The sequence below is a fragment of the Streptomyces sp. SAS_270 genome (assembly GCF_052543295.1).
Genome location: NZ_JBMNDS010000073.1, coordinates 35443 through 52160, shown reverse-complemented (window position 1 = coordinate 52160; position 16718 = coordinate 35443). Strand labels below are relative to the sequence as shown.

Sequence of the window (16718 nt, the reverse complement as noted above, 5' to 3'; positions counted from 1 at the left end):
GGTCGGTGGACCGTCACCGACCGGGCCTGTGTTCGTCCCGGACTCAGGCCGAGTGCCGGTCGCCGCCGCGCCATGGAGGGTTCGTCGTCCGATGGCCGTCGTCCCAGGCGTGGGCGGCCTTCTCGGCCTGGCGGCGCAGCCGGTCCTGGAGCTGGTCGACAAGCGCCCGGCCGGAGGCCTCCTCGGCCAGGACGACCACCTGCCGGGTGCCGATGTGCAGGTCGGCCGTGGCCGACCAGGGACGTTGCACGTGGTGAGCGGCCGCTCGCTGGATGCGCACCTCGCCGAACACGGAGGGAAGTCCCGGCCGGCCCACGACGGCGTCGATCTTCGTGCGTGCGTACGCCAGGGTCCCGTCGTCCACCGCGCCGTCGCGGCGCAGTCGCACCGAGGGCGTGGCCTTCGTGTTGTCGCTGGTCATCATGGTCCCTTTCGTGGAAGGCGCGATGTCGTTCAGGCCCCCGGGCCGGGCAGCCACAGATCGGGTCCGAAGACCTCGTACCGGATGCGCTGCGCTGGAACACCGGCGCCCAGCAGCTGTCCGCGGACGTCCCGCATGAAGGGCAGCGGGCCGCACAGGAACACGGTGGCGCCGTCGGGGAGTTCGCACCCGCTGAGGTCCATCAGGCCTTCGTGGGCGAGGGGTTCCTCGGGGCCGGGGCGCTCGTACCAGAACTCGGCGCGTGCGGCGGGCAGTTGCCCGACGAGATCGTGCGTCTCGGTGCGCAGGGCATGATCGTTGGGGGAGCGGTCGGCGTGCAGGACCAGCACCGGGCGGGTCGAGCCGATGGCTTCGAGGTGGGCCAGGATGCCCGTCATGGGGGTGCAGCCGATGCCTGCCGAGACCAGCACCAGCGGGTCGGTGGCGCCTGCCGGGTCGTCGAGGAAGACGTCGCCGAAGGGGGCGGAGAGGGTCAGTTCGTGTCCTTCGCGGACCTGGTCGTGCAGCAGGTCGGAAACTTCACCGTTCGGGTCGCCGTCCGCGCCGGCGACCCGCTTCACGGTGATGCGCCGCAAGTCCCTGCCCGGGTCCGATGACAGGCTGTACTGACGCACCTGGTGCACTCCGTCGGCCATGCACACCCGCACACTCACGTACTGGCCCGCTCGTGCCCGCGGCGCCGGACGGCCGTCTGCAGGGCGGAGCACGAAGGACATCGTGTCCGGGGTCTCGGTACGGCGCTCGATGACTGTCCACTGCCGCCAGATTCGGCCCGGCTCGACGCCCGCGTCCTGGTACAGGCGCGCTTCCCGGCCGATGAGGGCGCCGGCCATCAGCCAGTACACCTCGTCCCAGGCGGCCGCCACCTCCGCAGTGACCGCGCCGCCCAGCACCTCGGCTATCGCGCCGAACAGGTACTTGTGCACGATTGTGTACTGGTCGTCAGTGACCCCGACCGCCGCGTGCTTGTGCGCGATCCGGTCCAGCAGCGTGTCCGGGCGGCTGTCCGGATCCTTCAGCAGCGCGCTCGCGAACCCGGCGATCGACCCGGCCAGAGCCCGCCGTTGGGCCCCGCTGGCCTGGTTGCCGCGGTTGAACATCCCGTCGAGCAGTTCCGGCCGGTCCCGGAACATCGCGCCGTAGAAGCGCGTCGTGATCTCGTCGAGCGCTTCGGCCACGGCGGGCAGGGTGGCACGCACCACGGCGGCGGATTCTGCGGACAGCATGGAACCTCCCGGGCAGGGGGATGGTCGGGAAAGGGTGGGCACCGCGTCCAAGGTGCGGGCCGGACTTCTGTGTACCAGTCGCCCGCCCGTGTTTCGGGGCCGTTCGGTGCCCGTGGACCGCACAGGGGCCGGACGGCCCACCGAGTCGGGCGCATCGGCCCAACGGTCCGCTCGAACCCTGGGGCCGTACGGCATCGCGGAGATCTCCTCTCGGCCCTGTCCGGTCGGGCTGCACCTCTGCGTGGCACCGGGCGGGGGACGTGTTCGCGCGGTAGCGAGCCGTGCGAGCACGCGGCCGACGACCCACGTACGGCCGCGGCCCCTTCTGAGGCCGTCCCCCTGGTGCGGGCGCCGTTTGCGGTGGGGGGCGGGGGAACCCCTTGCGTCGCCGTGCCCGGCGTCCGCGCCTGATCCAATGGTCACGCGCGGCGACCGGAAGGAAGAGAGGCGACCGGCCCCGACCCAGGGCCGATCGGCGCATTGCACCGCGGGTGCCGCCATGGTGAGCTCGGCAGGTGTCCGGAGTGAGGAGGACGCGATGCAACAGCCACAGCTCGACGAGAGCACGGTGATCGCGCTGGTCACCGATGCCACGGCAGCACCGTCCATGCACAACGCGCAGCCCTGGCGCTTCCGCTTCGAAACCGCCGAGCACCTCCTGCTGCTGCGCGCCGACGCCGAGCGGGCCATGCCCGGCTCCGACCCCGACAACCGGGCGCTGCACATCGGCTGCGGTGCAGCCCTGTTCAACCTGCGCGTGGCCGCCGCCCACGCGGGCCTGAGCGCGCACACGCGACTGCTGCCCGAGCCGGACGACCCATTGCTGATGGCCGCCGTCCGGCTTGCGGGCCCCGCCGGAACACCCGCGGTGGAGGACGATCTTGTACGGCTGCACGCGGTGATCCGGCAGCGGCACACCAGCCGTCACCCCTTCGCGGAGAAGGACGTACCCGAAGACCTGCAGGCCAGGCTGCAGCAGGCCGCGGTCGCGGAGGGCGCCCGCCTGCTCTTCCCCCGTCCGTGGCATGTCGAGACAGTGCTCTCTCTCGTCCACGACGCGGAGAGCCGCGATGCGCTGGACGCCGGTGCGAGGAAGGACCTCGAGCGCTGGACCCGGCTCGGACCGGAGGCGGACACCGCCGTCGACGGCGTGCCCGAGTACGCGTTCGGGCCGCACAAACGGGACGGCAAGGCTCCCCTGCGGGACTTCGCGGGCCGCCGGACGGTGGCCGACCGCGGCAGCACCGTCTTCGAGTACACGCCTCATCTGGCCCTGCTGAGCACAGCAGGCGACGGGCCGGCCGACTGGCTGCGTGCCGGACAGGCGCTGGAGCGCGTGCTGCTCGAGGCGACCCGGGCCGACCTGGCCACCTCCCTGACCTCCCACCCGCTGGAAAGCACGGACCTGCGCCGACTGGCCCGCGACCCGGTGCAGGGCACCGGCCAGGTGCAGATGGTGCTGCGCCTCGGCTACGGCCCCCGCGGACCGGCCACACCCCGTCGACGCGTGGCCGACGTACTCGACATCGTGTGACGGGGCCGCAGACGAGTTCGGCAGCGCTGACGGGTGTGTTGGCCAGGGCAACAAGGTGACGCCACATCACGAACGGGCGGGCTGTGGGTGTTGGTCCCCGGCAGGGACGTCAGGCCCCACCTGCCCCCGTGCCCGGCCCGGAGACTGAGAGCGCATCCCCCGGAGGAGTTCCGTGCATGCCCGCCGGCACCGTCGGTCTCGACGGCTCGACCCAGAGCATCGCCGCGGCCGACTGGGCCGCCCGCGAAGCGGAACAGCGCGAGGCGTCCCTGCGTCTGGTCCATGCCTGGGAACCGCAGCCCCGCACCTGTACGCCATTGGCCGGTGCCTTCGCGCCGGTCGACATCGAAGCGCAGCGCGGGCGGGACCACCCGCTGCTGCCGTGTTGACCGCCGCCGCGGACGCCGACCTGCTGATCGTCGGCTCCCGGGGTCTTGGTGGATTGGCCGGGTTCCTGGTCGGCTCCGTCGCGCTCGCCGCAGGGGCCCGCAGTGAGCGGCCCGTGGTCCTGGTACGCGCCGGTGAGGACGCCGCGGACGAACACCTGCCGGACGCCATGGGATCCGCGTCCACCGGCACGCCCTACCGCGACGTCGTGCTGGGCCTGGATCTGGAGAACCCCGGCGAAGGCGTCGTCGGCTTCGCATGCGAGGCGGCCCAGCGCCGCGCGGCCGACCTGAGGGTGGTCCACGGCTGGAGTCCGCCGCCCGCCGGCCTTCGACGCCGGACTCGACGCCGAACTGTCCGAACCGTCCGAGGAGGTGAGCCGTCGTCCGGCTGAGGCGTTGCGGCCGTGGAAGGACAAGTTCCCCGGCGTCCAGGTGCGCGAGCAGGCTGTGGTCGGCAGCATCGGCCGGCACTTCGCGCACGCCTCCCGTGACGCGGCCCTGGTCGTCGTCGGCCGACGCAACCGCCGTACCCTCGTCGGGGGTCACATCGGACCGGTGACGCATGCGGCACTGCAGCATGCACACGACTGACGTACCCCCGCGGTACACGGCGTCAGTACACGGAGGCAGGCCAGGTACAGGCCACGGCGACGACTACCCCCACGTCCAGCAGCACGCCGAGACTCAGCCACGGGTCGAACCAAATGGCCTTGAGTACAAGCCCGGTCGAGGCGGCGACCAGAGCCGCGGTGGGCCACCATCCGGCACCCGCCGCCACGCCGACGCCGGCGATGACGTACACGAGCGCCGTGTACCAGGCCAGGGCCAGGGCCACGGCTCCGGCCGTCGCCGCGGGCACGCGAACCGCCGTGAGCGCCCACGAGTGCCCGGGGACGAACGGGGCCGGTCCGCAGGGTTGCTGTGGTGCCGTCCAGACGCCCGGGTGCAGCAGCCCGTGCACGATGAGGAACGTCGCCACCAGCAGGGTCGTCACGACAACTCCTCCGAACTGCCGGGCTCGACGCCACCCATGTCGAGGCGGAAGGGCGGATACGTGTCCGTCATCAGGGCGGCGTAGGCGGCCACACGCAGCACCCACCGGTTGAGGCCCAGGATCAGATCGAACAGGCCCCGTGGGTACTTCTCGGTGAAGGCCAGCGTGACGGCTGCGATCATCGCCAGCACCGCGACCAGCCCGCCGTACCACCAGCCGAGGTGGTAACCGCCCAGGAAGAATCCGATGACGATGTAGTGCGGGATGGCCAGCAGCCACCACTTCACCAGCACCAGGCCCCGGGAGAGGCGCTCGGGGTACGCGATGTCCAGCCGCGCCGGGTAGTCCCGCTCCTCGCCCAGGCTGAACGGCGGATACCGGTCGGTGCCCAGCGCGCCGTACGAGTAGTACGCCACCCGCCAACTCCAGCGCAGCACCCCGAGGTTGAAGTCGAACAGGGACCTTGGGTAGCGCCCGGTGAACAGGATGCTGAAGAACGCGATGCCGCTCACCACGGTGAAGGCCATCCAGAGGAAGAGCAGCACCACGTAGTGAGGGATGGCCAGGATCCACTTCACCAGCCACAGCCACCGGGACAGTGGCACGTCCAGCACCGCGTTCACGCGGACGGGACGGTCCGGTGTTCCCGCCAGGGTTGTCATGGCGATCAACTCCTTCGGCCCATGGCTCCAGATGCGCCGACTTGGGCCCAAGCCCAGCGTGGCGGTCGAGCGGCAGCCCGCGCGAGGGCCGGTGGGGGCCGTTCGGGGACCATCGGTCCCGGTCGGAGCGGTCCCTCGGAGTGGGCGGCGTCCGGGGCCGGTGCGAGCCGGCGGGCGTGCGAGGCGGACGGGTATCGGGAGGGAACAGGAAGCAGTCGGTGGCGAACAGCCCCGGCCCGGCGCACCGATCCGGGTTGTCCTGCTGGACGATCTCGAGGTCGTACGGCGTCGGGTGCTGGACGCGGTCATGAGGGGCGCGTCCGGGTAGGTCCTCAAGCAGCGTCAGGACTCGGACCAGGTGTCGACCGTGCCTCGCCGGCCGGGCCGGTCCATGACCGGCTCCGGTGGGAAGGCCGCTGACACCCGGGCCGAACGTCCCCCGGCTCGCCCCCGGACGGCCCAAGCCCCGCCCGGTGCATCACGCGCACTCTGGCTCGCGGGCCCCGGACGCCGCCGGGCTCGAATCGGGAGGACGACGGACATGAGCGTGCGCGTGGGCATCAACGGCTTCGGCCGTATCGGACGCAACTACCTGCGCTGCGTGCTGCAGCGCGCGGAGACCGAGGTCGGCACGGCTGTCGAGGTCGTGGCGATCAACGACCTCACCTCGCCGACGGCACTGGCGCACCTGCTGGCATACGACTCGACGTACGGCCGCATCGGCCGCACCGTGGAGCACGACGACACCTCGATCACCGTCGACGGGCACCGCATCGTGGTGACCGCCGAACGTGACCCCGGCGCCCTGGACTGGGGCGGCCTCGGCGTGGACGTCGTCATCGAGTCCACCGGCCGTTTCCGCACCCGTGAGCAGGCGGGGCTGCATCTGAGGGGCGGCGCCCGCAAGGTGCTGCTCTCCGTGCCGGGCAAGGGCGTTGACGCCACCGTCGTGATGGGTATCAACGAGGACACCTACGACCCGGAGAGCGACCACGTCGTCTCCAACGCGTCCTGCACCACCAACTGCGTAGCGCCCATGGTCAAGGTCCTCGACGACCACTTCGGCTTGGTCAAGGGGTTGATGACCACCATCCACGGCTACACCAACGACCAGGTGGTCCTGGACGGCCCGCACAAGGATCTGCGGCGCGGGCGCAGCGCCGCGGTCAACATCATCCCCACCAGCACCGGTGCCGCCCGCGCCGTGGGGCTGGTCCTGCCGGAGCTGGCAGGCACGCTGGACGGCATCGCCGTACGGGTGCCGGTGGAGGACGGCTCGCTGACCGACCTGAGCGTTGTCCTCGAACGAGAGGTGACCGTGGACGAGGTGAACACCGCCTTCCGGGAGGCGGCGGACGGGCCGCTGAAGGGTGTCCTTCGGGTCTCCGACGCCCCGATCGTCTCCCGCGACATCGTGGGCGACCCCGCCTCGTGCGTTCTGGACGCCCCGCTGACCCAGGCGCACGGCGACCTGGTCAAGGTCTTCGGCTGGTACGACAACGAGTGGGGTTACACCAACCGCCTGCTCGAGCTCACCGAATACGTCGCCGCGCGGCTCCCGCAAGGCTGACCCCTCCCGGAATCCGTCACGCCTCCGGATCCCATACCGTCCTCTGCGCTGGGACGATACCGTGGCACATGACCGACATCGTCGGCCACCGGCATGGCATGGGGACCTGGAGGATCATCGGTGGGAAGCTCTGAGGAGCCCCGGGAAGCCCGCGTACAGCTCCCGCAGCTGAGGCTGGACGAGCTGCTGGAAGAACTGCAGGCCCGCCTGGACGCGGCGCGCGGTACCCGTGACCGGGTGCACAGCCTCCTGGAGGCCGTGCTCTCGGTAGGGCGCGACCTCGACGCGCGCGGTACGCTGCACAGCATCGTGGAGGCCGCGGCGACGCTCGTCGACGCGGAGTACGCCGCCCTCGGCGTGATCGGACCGGACGGCAAGCGGCTGTCCGCCTTCCACACCATCGGAGTCAGCCAGGAGCTGATCGAGAAGATCGGTCCCTTCCCGGAGGGGCACGGCATCCTCGGGGAACTGATCAGCCACCCCGAGCCACTGAGGCTGGTCAAACTCTCCGAACACCCCTCCTCGTACGGCTTCCCGGCTCACCACCCGCCCATGAACACCTTCCTCGGCGTCCCGATCCGAGTGCGCGACCAGGTCTTCGGCAACCTCTACCTGACCGAGAAGCGAGGCGGGCTGCAGTTCGACGGGGAGGACGAGTCCGTGCTGGCGACCCTGGCCGTCGCGGCCGGCGTCGCCATCGACAACGCCCGCCTTTACGAGGAGTCCCGGCTGCGCGAGCGCTGGCTGCAGGCGAACGCGGAGATCACCTACAACCTGATGTCCGGCCGCGCGCGCACCGAGGTCCTCGGCCTGATCGCCGAGCGGGCCGGTGAGATCACCGGCTCGGCCCTGGCGGCGGTCGCGCTGCCCATGGAGGACACCGAGTCACTCGCGGTGGAGATCGCCGTCGGGATGGAGGCCGAGGCGCACCGGGGGCTCGTACTGCCCATGGACAGGAGCCTGATGGGTCTGGCCTTCTCCGGCGCCGAACCCGTCACCAGCGCGGATGTCGGCCACGACGAACGGATCTCCCTGGAGCCTCCGCGCTTCGGGGGACTGGGCCCCGCCGTGGCCGTGCCCATCGGCACGGACAAGGCGGGCCCACGAGGCGTGGTCCTGTTGGCACGAGAAGCCGGTCGTCAGGCGTTCTCGGCAACGGAGACCGAGACCTTGCAGACCTTTGCCGCGCAGGCCGCCGTCGCGATGGAACTCGCGGAGCGCCGCCAGGACGCCGAGGAGGTCGCGGTGCTCAAGGACCGCGACCGCATTGCCCGGGACCTGCACGACCTGGCCATCCAGCGACTGTTCGCCACCGGCATGACGCTGCAGAGCGCCGGCCGCTTCATCGAGCACGAAGAGGCCGCCGAGCGTGTCGTACGCGCGGTCGACGACCTGGACGAGACCATCAAGATCATCAGGTCGACGATCTTCGGCTTGCGTTCCCGTGAGGGCGGCGCCGGCACCGGGCTGCGAGCGCGCGTGGTGCGCGCGGTCGGCGAGGCGGCGACGGTGCTGGGCTTCGCGCCCAGCCTGCGCATGGAAGGCCTGCTGGACACCGATGTGCCGAGGGACGTCGCCGACCACGTCGTCGCCGTGCTCTCCGAGGCCCTGACCAACATCGCCCGGCACGCCCGGGCCGGCCGCGCCGACGTGGCCCTGGAGACCGACGGCAGCGAGATCCGGCTGACCGTCTCCGACAACGGCGTGGGCATCCCGTCCGAGGGCCGGCGCAGCGGCCTGCGCAACATGGAGGAACGGGCCCGGCAACTGGGCGGAGCACTCGACCTCGGCAGCCCGGCCGAAGGCGGCACCGTGCTCGCGTGGCGCGTACCGCTGTCCCCGGAATAGGAGGGGCGGCACCTCCCGCCGACAGGCGCGGCCACGACCGGAGCACACCGGGGCGTACGCCGTCCGGTGACCGGGTACCCGAAGACGGGATGTTCTTCACCGACGCCAAGCAGGGCCTCGCCCAACTGAAGGTGGCAGCGGGAGAGTTCGTCGACGGATCCACGGACAGGACACACCGGGACGGCGCCCTATTTATTGTGGATTGATGATTTTTCACCTCAGAAGAAGCTGAGAAACTCCTGTGCCAGGCTGGCCGCGCCTGATCGACACCTTCGTGGCCCAACCTGTTGGAGGAGACCCACCCATGAGCCTGGTCAACGGCTTGCCTGTGCACGTTCTGCTCGTGCATTTCGTCGTCGTGCTCGTTCCGCTGACAGCGCTGGCACTCGTGGTCGGGGCGATCTGGCCGGGCGCGGCGCAGCGCATGGGCATCGTGTTGCCGCTGCTCGCGCTGGTGACGCTGGGGAGCGTGCCGCTCACCACGCAGGCCGGGGAGTGGCTGGAGGAACACGTTCCCGGCAATGCGCTGGTGCGCCGGCACGCCGAGCTTGGCGACGGCCTGCTCCCCTGGGCCGGGGGCCTGTTCGTTCTGGCGACCGTTGTCTGGTGGACGGCCCGCCGCACCGCCGCGGCCGGCACTGCGCGCGGCACCCACCGGTCCGCCACGCCAGTGCGCATCGCGGCGGCGGTTCTGTCGCTCGCTGTGGCCACGGGAGCTGTTGTGGACGTCTACCGTATCGGGGACTCAGGGGCGAAGGCCGCGTGGCACGACGGCTTCTCCAAGGCGGCGTCCGGTGGCGACGGGGACGACGACTGACTCTCGGCAGAGGCGGATGTAAGTGCTCACCCGGCCTCTGCGTCGGCCGCCGCCGACGCCCCGATGCGCATGGACATTGCGGCGAGCTCCCACTCGACGTTGACGTACTCGCATGGGTGTGTCCTCCCGCTGGGCGCGGACGTGGTCGTATGCCTCCCGGGCAGCGGCCGCGTTGGCGGTACCCAGACGCCGGGGAAGTGTGTCCGGACGGCGGCGGTGAACGAGTCGATCGCCGGCGATCAGTGAGCGCGGCGAGGCCGCCAGGCAGGACGACGTATCGGCACGGGGCGGCCGAAGTGACGCAGAGCGAGTGCGGTGGCCGGGACCGTGAGGGCATGGTCGGTAGGGTCCCCGAGGCCCAGTTCGGTGGCGGGGCGTGGCGAGTTGATCAGGACGGCGCCGTCGGGGCGCGGTCCTGCGAAGACATCGACCTGGTGCAGCAGCGTTGGGTCCTGGACGATCAGTACATCTGGCCGCATGACGGGCTTGCGCACCTGGATCGGCCGGTCGTCGACCCGGCGGAACGCCACGACCGGAGCCCCGGTCCGCTCCGAGCCGAACTTCGGGAACGCCTGGGTGTACCGGTCCTCCATGAACGCCGCCACGGACAACAACTCCGCGGCCGTGACGGCGCCTTGGCAGCCACGGCCGTGGATGCGTACCCGGAACACGGCACTCTGCTTCCACAGTGGCCTCCGTGTCTTCGTAACGCCGGGCAGGGCCGGCTGCGCAGGGGCGAGCGTCCCCGGTGGAGCGTGGGGTCCCCGGTACGTCGATGCCGGATGGATCGGGGACCCGGGAGTCACTCGTGCGGGACCACCGCGACGGGGCAGGGGACGTGGTGCATCACCGCGTGCGCGACCGGTCCGGTGTGCGTGCCGAGCGTGGCCGGCCGGACCCTGCGGCCCACGACCAGCAGACCGGCGTCCTGCGAGGCGTTCAGCAACAGCTGCGCCGGACGCCCGTTCTCCACCAACTCCTGGATCTTCACCGTCGGGTACTTCTCCCGCCACGGCCGAAGTGTCGCGTCCAGCGCCCGCTCGGCGGCCCGCTTCGCCACCGCGCTCATCCTGGCCACCGCCGCCCTCTGGGTGTAGGGCATGTGCCAGGCGTGCACCACCCGCAGCGGCGCGCCGCGCAGCGCCGCGTTCTCCAGGGCGAACGCCAGCAGCTCCTCGCACGGGTGCGCGGTGTCCACGCCGACCACGACATCGCGGTACGGGGTGCGCGCCGACGGCCGACCCTCCTCGTCCGGCGCATGGTCGTCCTCGGCGGTCCGGTCGGCCCGTACGAGAATGACCGGCCGGGTCACGTGGGCCACGGTCGCGAGCGCCACCGAACCTGCCATGAACCCGCCGAGCCCGCTGAAGGCCCGGCTGCCCAGAACCAGCAACTCGCCCTCGGCACCCGCCGCGACGAGGGCTTCGGCCGCGGGCCGGGCGATCTGCTCAGCGCTGAGGCAGACCTGCGGGTAGCGCTCGTTCAGCCGGTCCATGGCTCCATTGAGGATCCGCTGCGCCCAGTACCGCGGCGCCTCGAGCTCGGGCAGTGACGACGTGTCGGAGGGCAGGCCCTCCCACGCGTGCACCAGGCGCAGCGGCAGGCCGCGCCGCAATGCCTCCCCGGCCGCCCAATCTGCGGCGGCGAGGCTCTCGGGTGAGCCGTCCAGCCCAACGACCACGGGGCGAAGCACGGCCAACACCTCCCCGGATCGACGTCCGCACACCTTCCGGCGGACCTCTGCGCCACCAGCCTCCCGGTGAAGGAGCCCGCCGTGGCAGGGGCCGCGTGGCCTCGACAGCGGGTCGAACGGCCCTTTGTGCCTGATCAGGCCGTGTGTCGGGAGGAGGAGCCCACCGGAACCCGGAATGGGGCCACTCGGCTCATGCCACCAACGGGTCGGTGCTCGAGTCAGAAGGAGTCGCGAGAGGAGCCTGCTGCGCGACGCGAACATCCTGGAGGATGCCATGCACGGCACTCCGCACATCGTGAGCGATGTGATGACCCGCACTGTTGTCGCCCTCAGCCGCCAAGCGACGTTCAAGGACATCGTCAAGACCATGCAGCACTGGAAGGTCAGCGCCATGCCCGTGCTGGAGGGCGACAACCGGGTGATCGGGGTCGTCTCCGAGGCCGACCTGCTGCCCAAGGAGGAGTTCCGCGACGGCGACCCGGACCGGTACACCCAACTGCGTCGGCCGGCCGACCTGGTGAAGGCCGGTGCGGTGACCGCCGAGGAGCTGATGACCGCCCCGGCACTGACCGTCCCCGCGTACGCGTCCCTCGGGCAGGCCGCGCGGATCATGGCGCTCCACAAGGTGAAGCGCCTGCCCGTGGTCGACGACGACGGTGATCTGCAGGGCATCGTCAGCCGGTCCGACCTGCTGAAGGTCTTCCTGCGGGACGACGAGGACATAGCCGAAGAGGTCGGGCGCGATGTCGTCGCTCTTCTGTTCCCCGCACCGCTCGAGCCGATCTCGGTGAAGGTCCACAACGGAGTCGTGAAGCTCACCGGAAGGATCGCCGACACCACCCTCGTACCCATCACCACACGTCTGGTCCGGGCTGTCGAGGGCGTCGTGGACGTCGACTGCGCGCTCATGGGCCCGCACCGCCGACCCGACCTCGACCCGGATCTGACGGACAACGGGACGAATGCGCCGCCATCGGGAGTCGGCGGCGGGGCATGAGGCGGTCGCCTCAACCCGCAGCCAACGGGCGGAGGTTGGGCCAGGGCCTACTGGGCCCAGCAGGGCACAGGTCGGCCCACGCCCGGCCCCGCCGCGGCGCGGGACGCTGGAAGTGGCCAAGAAGTGGAGGAGGGAGACATCGCTGGCATGATCGAGCGACTGCCGGGTTGGCCGACCCTGCCCGACCTTCGGCTGGGTCGAGACCGGTTTCCCCGGGACGCACACTGTCCCCGGACTGCACGGTCCCCGCACCGAGGAGCACCTGGCGGACGAGAAGTACGTGCTGCGGGCGGAGCTCCCGGGCATTGACCCCGCCAACGATGTCGAAATCACTGTCACGGAAGGCGTTCTGACCCTGCGGGCCGAGCGCAGTGAGGAGACGACACAGAAGCACCGCACGGAGTTCCACTACGGCACTTTCGCCCGCTCCGTCCGGCTGCCGGCCGGCGCCAGGGGGGATGAGGCCACTGCTGATTACAAGGGCGGCGTTCTGACCGTCACGATCCCGGTGCCCGAGACGAAGACGGGCACGAAGACCATCCCGGTGCGGCAGCGCTGAACGAGAGCTCGAGTGCAGCCGCGCCAGGTGTGAGCGGCCGGTACGCCGGCCGCTCACGCGTCTGCCCGGACTTCAACGCGGCCCGGCACTGGGCGCGGCACGGCGCAGCCGCCCAAGGAGCCTGACGGCAGGGCCGTTGGACTCACCCGTCAGCGACGATCGCCAGGTGACTGTGGGCGGTGGCGCGGCGGGCGGCACCTGCGCGGCCGGGCCGTGAGCCGCGCGCGTTCCTCCAGCTCGTGGCGCCTGCCGTCATGACCGACGGCACCGCGTGCGGATGGGACAGCGGCAGAGCCGGTACGGCGTGCACGCGCATTCCGTGCAACTCGGCGGCGGTGCAGGCGATTTCCCGCAGGGAATCAGCGGCCGCTGCCGGCACGCCGGCAGCGGCCGCGTTCCGCCCCGCTGCTGCCGGATGCCGCCACCCGGCTTCGACAGCAGGATCGTTGGCCCGGACCGTGACTGCCGGGCACTGGGACAGGTCCAGGACGTGCACACTGATCCCGAGCGGTGATTCCAGGATCACCCAGCCTTGCTGCCGCCCCACTGCGGGCCGACCAGGTCCCACTCCCTGCCCCACTGGGCGAAGCGTCGTTGGTCGAGTCGCCACCGTACGGCGGCGCCGGCGCCCAATGTGGCACCGGAGACGGCGAGGGCGGCAGCCGCACCGAAGAGGACGGCCTCGGCGGTAGCCTCGGTCGGACCGGTCGGCTTGGTGGTGAGGACTCCGCGGTCGTCCTGCCAGACCGTGAGTCGGGACCCGGCCTGCAGCCCGGCGCTCACCCGGGTGTATCCGCTACGGGCGGTGCCGTCGGGGGACGTCCAGCGCACTTTCGCCAGGACCCGGTTCCCGCTTGCCTTGACCGTCGGCGCATCCTGCGGGACGGCGCTGAGCAGGACGGCCTGCACGGAATGGCGCTCGGCGCGCTGGTGGGCGAACTCCTCGGCAGCCGCATGGGCCGTCACCAGCCCGGCGATGGCGCCACCCACCGCGATGACCACCCACATCGCCAGGACGATCCAGGCTTCGGCGATGTCGTCGTGCCGTCGCAACGGATTGCGCCGCCACCGCCACAGTCGCTTTGTCGTTCTGCTGCTGCCGTGCATCCGTCCGCCCTCCTCGGTCCTCCCAAGCATCGCCACCTTCTGAAGGTGACCCCTGGGGCGCGTGGCGTGACAGGGGCCGACCGGACGGGATCCGGGGCCGGTCGGCCTGTGCTGGGCCGAACCTCGCCCCGCTCATCCGTGAAGGCGCCGGCCGGCCACCCGACGGGGCCGACCGGCCCATGCGGATGCCACCGACCCGGGACAAGCTGGATGTGCGGGGCTCCCGGCGGGGCGTCGAATGCTCGAGTTCCTGCCTGTCGACGGCGGTTCGCCGGCTCCGAGATCCCGCAGGCGATCAGGAGGTGAGGCGCGACATGAAAGGCTACGTGTTCCACAGCCCCGGGCAGGCCGCCTGGGAAGAGGTGCCCGACCCCGGCATCCAGGAAGCCACCGACGCGATCGTGCGGGTCGATGCCGTCACCATCTGCGGAACGGACCTGCACATTCTCAAGGGCGACGTACCCGAGGTCCCGCCCGGCACCGTCCTTGGGCACGAGGCGGTGGGCGAGATCGTCGAGGTCGGCAGCGACGTGCGCAGCGTACGGCCCGGAGACCGGGTCCTGGTCTCCTGCATCAGTGCCTGCGGGCGGTGCCGTTACTGCCGGGAGGCCATGTACGGGCAGTGCCGGGGCGGCGGGGGCTGGGTCCTGGGCCACCTGATCGACGGCACCCAGGCCGAGTACGTGCGCGTCCCGTTCGCCGACCTCTCCGTGCATCCGCTGCCCGCCGCGGTGGACAGCGAGGATGCCGTGCTGGTGGCCGACATCTTCCCGACCTCCTACGAGGTGGGCGTGCTCAACGGGCACGTACGTCCCGGAGACACCGTCGCCGTGGTCGGGGCGGGACCCATCGGCCTGGCCGCGATCGCCACGGCCCGGCTGTTCTCGCCCGAGCGCATCGTCGCCGTGGACCTGACGCCCGCCCGTCTGGAGGCCGCCAGGAAGCTCGGCGCCGAAGCCGTGGCCGACGCTCACGAAGCCCCTGAGCAGCTGATCGCCGACCTCACCGAGGGGCTCGGTGCCGACGTGGTCATCGAGGCGGTCGGCGTACCGGACAGCTTCGAGCTGTGCACCCGCATGGTGCGGCCCGGCGGGCACGTGGCCAACGTCGGTGTGCACGGCAAGCCCGTGACCCTGCACCTGGAAGACTTGTGGATCAAGAACGTGACCATCACCACGGGGCTGGTCGACACCCACTCCACGCCCACTCTGCTGCGGATGGCGGCGTCCGGTCGGCTGCCGACCTCGCAACTGGTCACCCACACCTTCCCGCTCGACCGCATGGAGGAGGCGTACGAGGTCTTCGCCCACGCGGCCGAGACGGGGGCGCTCAAGGTCGTCCTCGGCGGACCGCAGCGCGAGGTCGTCGCCGTCCACGCACCATGACGTCGACGCACCGTGACGGGAGGAACACCGAAGAACACCACCGCGTGGGCCCCCGGAGCAATGGCCGGTCGGCCCACGTGGCGTCGTGCCACGCAGCCAGGGGCCCGAGCCGGCCGACGGGCGCGACGGGCAGGCAGGAGCGCCGGCGCCTTCGTCCGGTGCCGAGCCGTCTGCCGTTCGTCGTCACGAGCCGCGGTCAACGCCGACCGGCGCGTCGGAGATCTCGGACGCCCATGCGTCGATCGCGGCCCAGTCGCGGTAGTCCCCGAAGCGGCCACCGACGAGCCGGAACATGATGTAGGCGTCCGCGTCTTCCACGGTCTCCATGGGCCGCGCCTCGGCCCTCAGCCCCTGCTCGACCAGCCCGGCGGCCGGGCCGACCCTCCTCGTCCGGTGCGGACGGTGCTGCGCCGCCTCTACCGCCGTCCCGACTCGGTATCCGTGCTTTCCCTGGTGTGCCGCGGTATGGGCCGAACGGCCCCGGCCGGGGCCGAACCACCCCTGCTGTCGCCCGGCTGCGGGTGCCACGGTGAAGGTGGAGTTGAGGGCTGAATTCCCGTACAGACCGACGAAAGGCGGTGGGAAAAATGGAGCTGCCCCTGGTCGTGGGCGTCGACGGATCGGACGGGAGTCTCGCGGCGGTCGACTGGGCCGTGGACGAGGCGGCGCGGCACGGTCTGCCGTTGCGGCTGGTGTACGCCTCGTTGTGGGAACGCTACGAGGGTGCTGTTCCGTCCGACAAGCTCGAACGCCCCTCTGAGCGGGTGATGGCAGAGCATGTGATTGCCTCCGCCGCGGAGCGTGCCCGGCTGCGCGATCCGGAGGTGAAGGTCTCCGCCGAGGTGGTCCCCGAGGAAGCGGTCTCCACCCTGCTTCGTGAGGGCCGCAACGCGTCCGTGCTGGTGACGGGCTCCCGTGGGCGCGGTGAACTGACGGGTCTGCTCCTCGGCTCGGTAGGACTGGCTGTGGCGGCCCGTGCCCACAGTCCGGTGGTCGTGGTCCGTGGCGACAAGGCCGGCCTCGAAGCCACGCACGAGCGGATCGTGCTCGGTGCGGGAGAGACGGCGACCGCCGGTGAGGCCGTTCGGTTCGCCTTCCACGAGGCCGAGGTACGCGGGTGCACCCTGGACGTCGTACGCGCCTGGCGTTGCCCCGCACACGAAGGCGCCGACCACCCCAAGCTGGCTGAGGATCCGGCGCACCGCCACGAGGAACGGGCGTCAGCCCTGCTCGACTCCCTGCTGGAGGACGCGAGCGCGGACCACCCGGGCGTCCGGGTGCGCCGCAGCACCGTCGAAGGACCCGCGCGCAAGGTGCTGCTGGCCCGGTCGGCCGCCGCAGACCTCGTGATCGTCGGAGCGCAGCGCCGCAGCGGTCACCTCGGCCTCCAACTCGGCCGGGTGGCCCACATGTTGCTGCACCACGCCGATTGTCCGGTGGCGATCGTGCCGCACCAGGCGTGATTGTGCACCGCCCACCAACCCCCGACACGTCC

General features: G+C 71.3%; 21 protein-coding genes. 12 read left to right on the top strand and 9 right to left on the bottom strand.

Annotated features, from left to right (window positions below):
- Positions 1-43: 43 nt before the first annotated feature.
- Both ACN6LB_RS35235 and ACN6LB_RS35230 read right to left on the bottom strand, forming a co-directional pair.
- Positions 44-421: a hypothetical protein gene (locus tag ACN6LB_RS35235; protein WP_445029397.1), complete on the bottom strand. Its 378-nt coding sequence runs from the start codon at positions 419-421 to the stop codon at positions 44-46.
- A gap of 32 nt (positions 422-453) precedes the next feature.
- Positions 454-1668 carry a globin domain-containing protein gene (locus ACN6LB_RS35230; RefSeq protein ID WP_445029396.1) on the bottom strand — a complete coding sequence of 405 codons (1215 nt, stop codon included), beginning with the start codon at positions 1666-1668 and terminating at the stop codon, positions 454-456.
- Positions 1669-2206: 538 nt separating this feature from the next.
- On the opposite strand from ACN6LB_RS35230, the gene ACN6LB_RS35225 reads away from it, so the two are divergent.
- The 4 genes from ACN6LB_RS35225 to ACN6LB_RS35210 all read left to right on the top strand — a co-directional run bounded on the left by ACN6LB_RS35225 (position 2207) and on the right by ACN6LB_RS35210 (position 4182).
- Positions 2207-3202, top strand: coding sequence for an Acg family FMN-binding oxidoreductase (locus ACN6LB_RS35225; RefSeq protein WP_445029395.1), 996 nt, complete (start codon positions 2207-2209; stop codon positions 3200-3202).
- 176 nt (positions 3203-3378) lie between these two features.
- Positions 3379-3591, top strand: coding sequence for a universal stress protein (locus ACN6LB_RS35220; protein ID WP_445029394.1), 213 nt, complete (start codon positions 3379-3381; stop codon positions 3589-3591).
- Positions 3585-3983 carry a universal stress protein gene (locus ACN6LB_RS35215; protein ID WP_445029393.1) on the top strand — a complete coding sequence of 133 codons (399 nt, stop codon included), beginning with the start codon at positions 3585-3587 and terminating at the stop codon, positions 3981-3983. The genes ACN6LB_RS35220 and ACN6LB_RS35215 overlap by 7 nt, the downstream gene beginning before the upstream one ends.
- Positions 3964-4182, top strand: a complete 219-nt coding sequence (locus ACN6LB_RS35210; RefSeq protein ID WP_445029392.1) for a hypothetical protein — start codon at positions 3964-3966, stop codon at positions 4180-4182. The genes ACN6LB_RS35215 and ACN6LB_RS35210 overlap by 20 nt, the downstream gene beginning before the upstream one ends.
- Before the next feature lie 22 nt (positions 4183-4204).
- On the opposite strand, the gene ACN6LB_RS35205 is transcribed toward ACN6LB_RS35210, so the two are convergent.
- Positions 4205-4585 (bottom strand): hypothetical protein, encoded by a 381-nt coding sequence (locus ACN6LB_RS35205; RefSeq protein ID WP_445029391.1) that lies wholly within the window; start codon positions 4583-4585, stop codon positions 4205-4207.
- Entirely contained in the window at positions 4582-5247 is a 666-nt protein-coding gene (locus ACN6LB_RS35200) for a DUF4389 domain-containing protein (protein WP_445029390.1), read from the bottom strand. The genes ACN6LB_RS35205 and ACN6LB_RS35200 overlap by 4 nt, the downstream gene beginning before the upstream one ends.
- 541 nt (positions 5248-5788) lie before the next feature.
- Here ACN6LB_RS35200 and gap point away from each other — a divergent pair.
- The 4 genes from gap to ACN6LB_RS35180 all read left to right on the top strand — a co-directional run bounded on the left by gap (position 5789) and on the right by ACN6LB_RS35180 (position 9482).
- Positions 5789-6817 (top strand): type I glyceraldehyde-3-phosphate dehydrogenase, encoded by a 1029-nt coding sequence (gene gap / locus ACN6LB_RS35195; protein ID WP_445029389.1) that lies wholly within the window; start codon positions 5789-5791, stop codon positions 6815-6817.
- Positions 6818-6937: 120 nt separating this feature from the next.
- Complete coding sequence (locus ACN6LB_RS35190) at positions 6938-8665, top strand: GAF domain-containing protein (RefSeq protein WP_445029388.1); 1728 nt, start codon at positions 6938-6940, stop codon at positions 8663-8665.
- Positions 8638-8871, top strand: a complete 234-nt coding sequence (locus ACN6LB_RS35185; RefSeq protein ID WP_445029387.1) for a hypothetical protein — start codon at positions 8638-8640, stop codon at positions 8869-8871. The genes ACN6LB_RS35190 and ACN6LB_RS35185 overlap by 28 nt, the downstream gene beginning before the upstream one ends.
- Positions 8872-8969: 98 nt before the next feature.
- A complete protein-coding gene (locus ACN6LB_RS35180; protein ID WP_445029386.1) occupies positions 8970-9482 on the top strand; it encodes a DUF2231 domain-containing protein in 513 nt (170 codons plus the stop codon).
- A 239-nt stretch (positions 9483-9721) separates the two neighbouring features.
- On the opposite strand, the gene ACN6LB_RS35175 is transcribed toward ACN6LB_RS35180, so the two are convergent.
- Positions 9722-10153, bottom strand: a complete 432-nt coding sequence (locus ACN6LB_RS35175; RefSeq protein ID WP_445029385.1) for a 2-oxoacid:acceptor oxidoreductase family protein — start codon at positions 10151-10153, stop codon at positions 9722-9724.
- A 131-nt stretch (positions 10154-10284) separates the two neighbouring features.
- Positions 10285-11175, bottom strand: a complete 891-nt coding sequence (locus tag ACN6LB_RS35170) for a universal stress protein (protein ID WP_445029384.1) — start codon at positions 11173-11175, stop codon at positions 10285-10287.
- A gap of 274 nt (positions 11176-11449) precedes the next feature.
- On the opposite strand from ACN6LB_RS35170, the gene ACN6LB_RS35165 reads away from it, so the two are divergent.
- Positions 11450-12172: a CBS domain-containing protein gene (locus ACN6LB_RS35165; RefSeq protein WP_445029383.1), complete on the top strand. Its 723-nt coding sequence runs from the start codon at positions 11450-11452 to the stop codon at positions 12170-12172.
- 280 nt (positions 12173-12452) lie between these two features.
- A complete protein-coding gene (locus tag ACN6LB_RS35160) occupies positions 12453-12731 on the top strand; it encodes an Hsp20/alpha crystallin family protein (protein WP_445029382.1) in 279 nt (92 codons plus the stop codon).
- Between the two features lie 142 nt (positions 12732-12873).
- Here the strand turns inward: ACN6LB_RS35160 and ACN6LB_RS35155 are convergent, their stop codons facing one another.
- Together ACN6LB_RS35155 and ACN6LB_RS35150 are read right to left on the bottom strand one after the other, a co-directional pair.
- Positions 12874-13257, bottom strand: a complete 384-nt coding sequence (locus tag ACN6LB_RS35155) for a hypothetical protein (RefSeq protein WP_445029381.1) — start codon at positions 13255-13257, stop codon at positions 12874-12876.
- Complete coding sequence (locus ACN6LB_RS35150; protein WP_445029380.1) at positions 13254-13868, bottom strand: Rv1733c family protein; 615 nt, start codon at positions 13866-13868, stop codon at positions 13254-13256. Before ACN6LB_RS35150 ends, ACN6LB_RS35155 begins: the two co-directional genes overlap by 4 nt.
- Positions 13869-14152: 284 nt before the next feature.
- Here ACN6LB_RS35150 and ACN6LB_RS35145 point away from each other — a divergent pair, with 284 nt between their 5' ends.
- Entirely contained in the window at positions 14153-15223 is a 1071-nt protein-coding gene (locus tag ACN6LB_RS35145) for a zinc-dependent alcohol dehydrogenase family protein (protein WP_445029379.1), read from the top strand.
- A 183-nt stretch (positions 15224-15406) separates the two neighbouring features.
- Here the strand turns inward: ACN6LB_RS35145 and ACN6LB_RS35140 are convergent, their stop codons facing one another.
- A complete protein-coding gene (locus ACN6LB_RS35140; protein ID WP_445029378.1) occupies positions 15407-15550 on the bottom strand; it encodes a hypothetical protein in 144 nt (47 codons plus the stop codon).
- Positions 15551-15810: 260 nt separating this feature from the next.
- Between ACN6LB_RS35140 and ACN6LB_RS35135 the strand changes: the two genes are divergently transcribed.
- A complete protein-coding gene (locus tag ACN6LB_RS35135; protein WP_445029377.1) occupies positions 15811-16686 on the top strand; it encodes a universal stress protein in 876 nt (291 codons plus the stop codon).
- Positions 16687-16718: the final 32 nt, after the last annotated feature.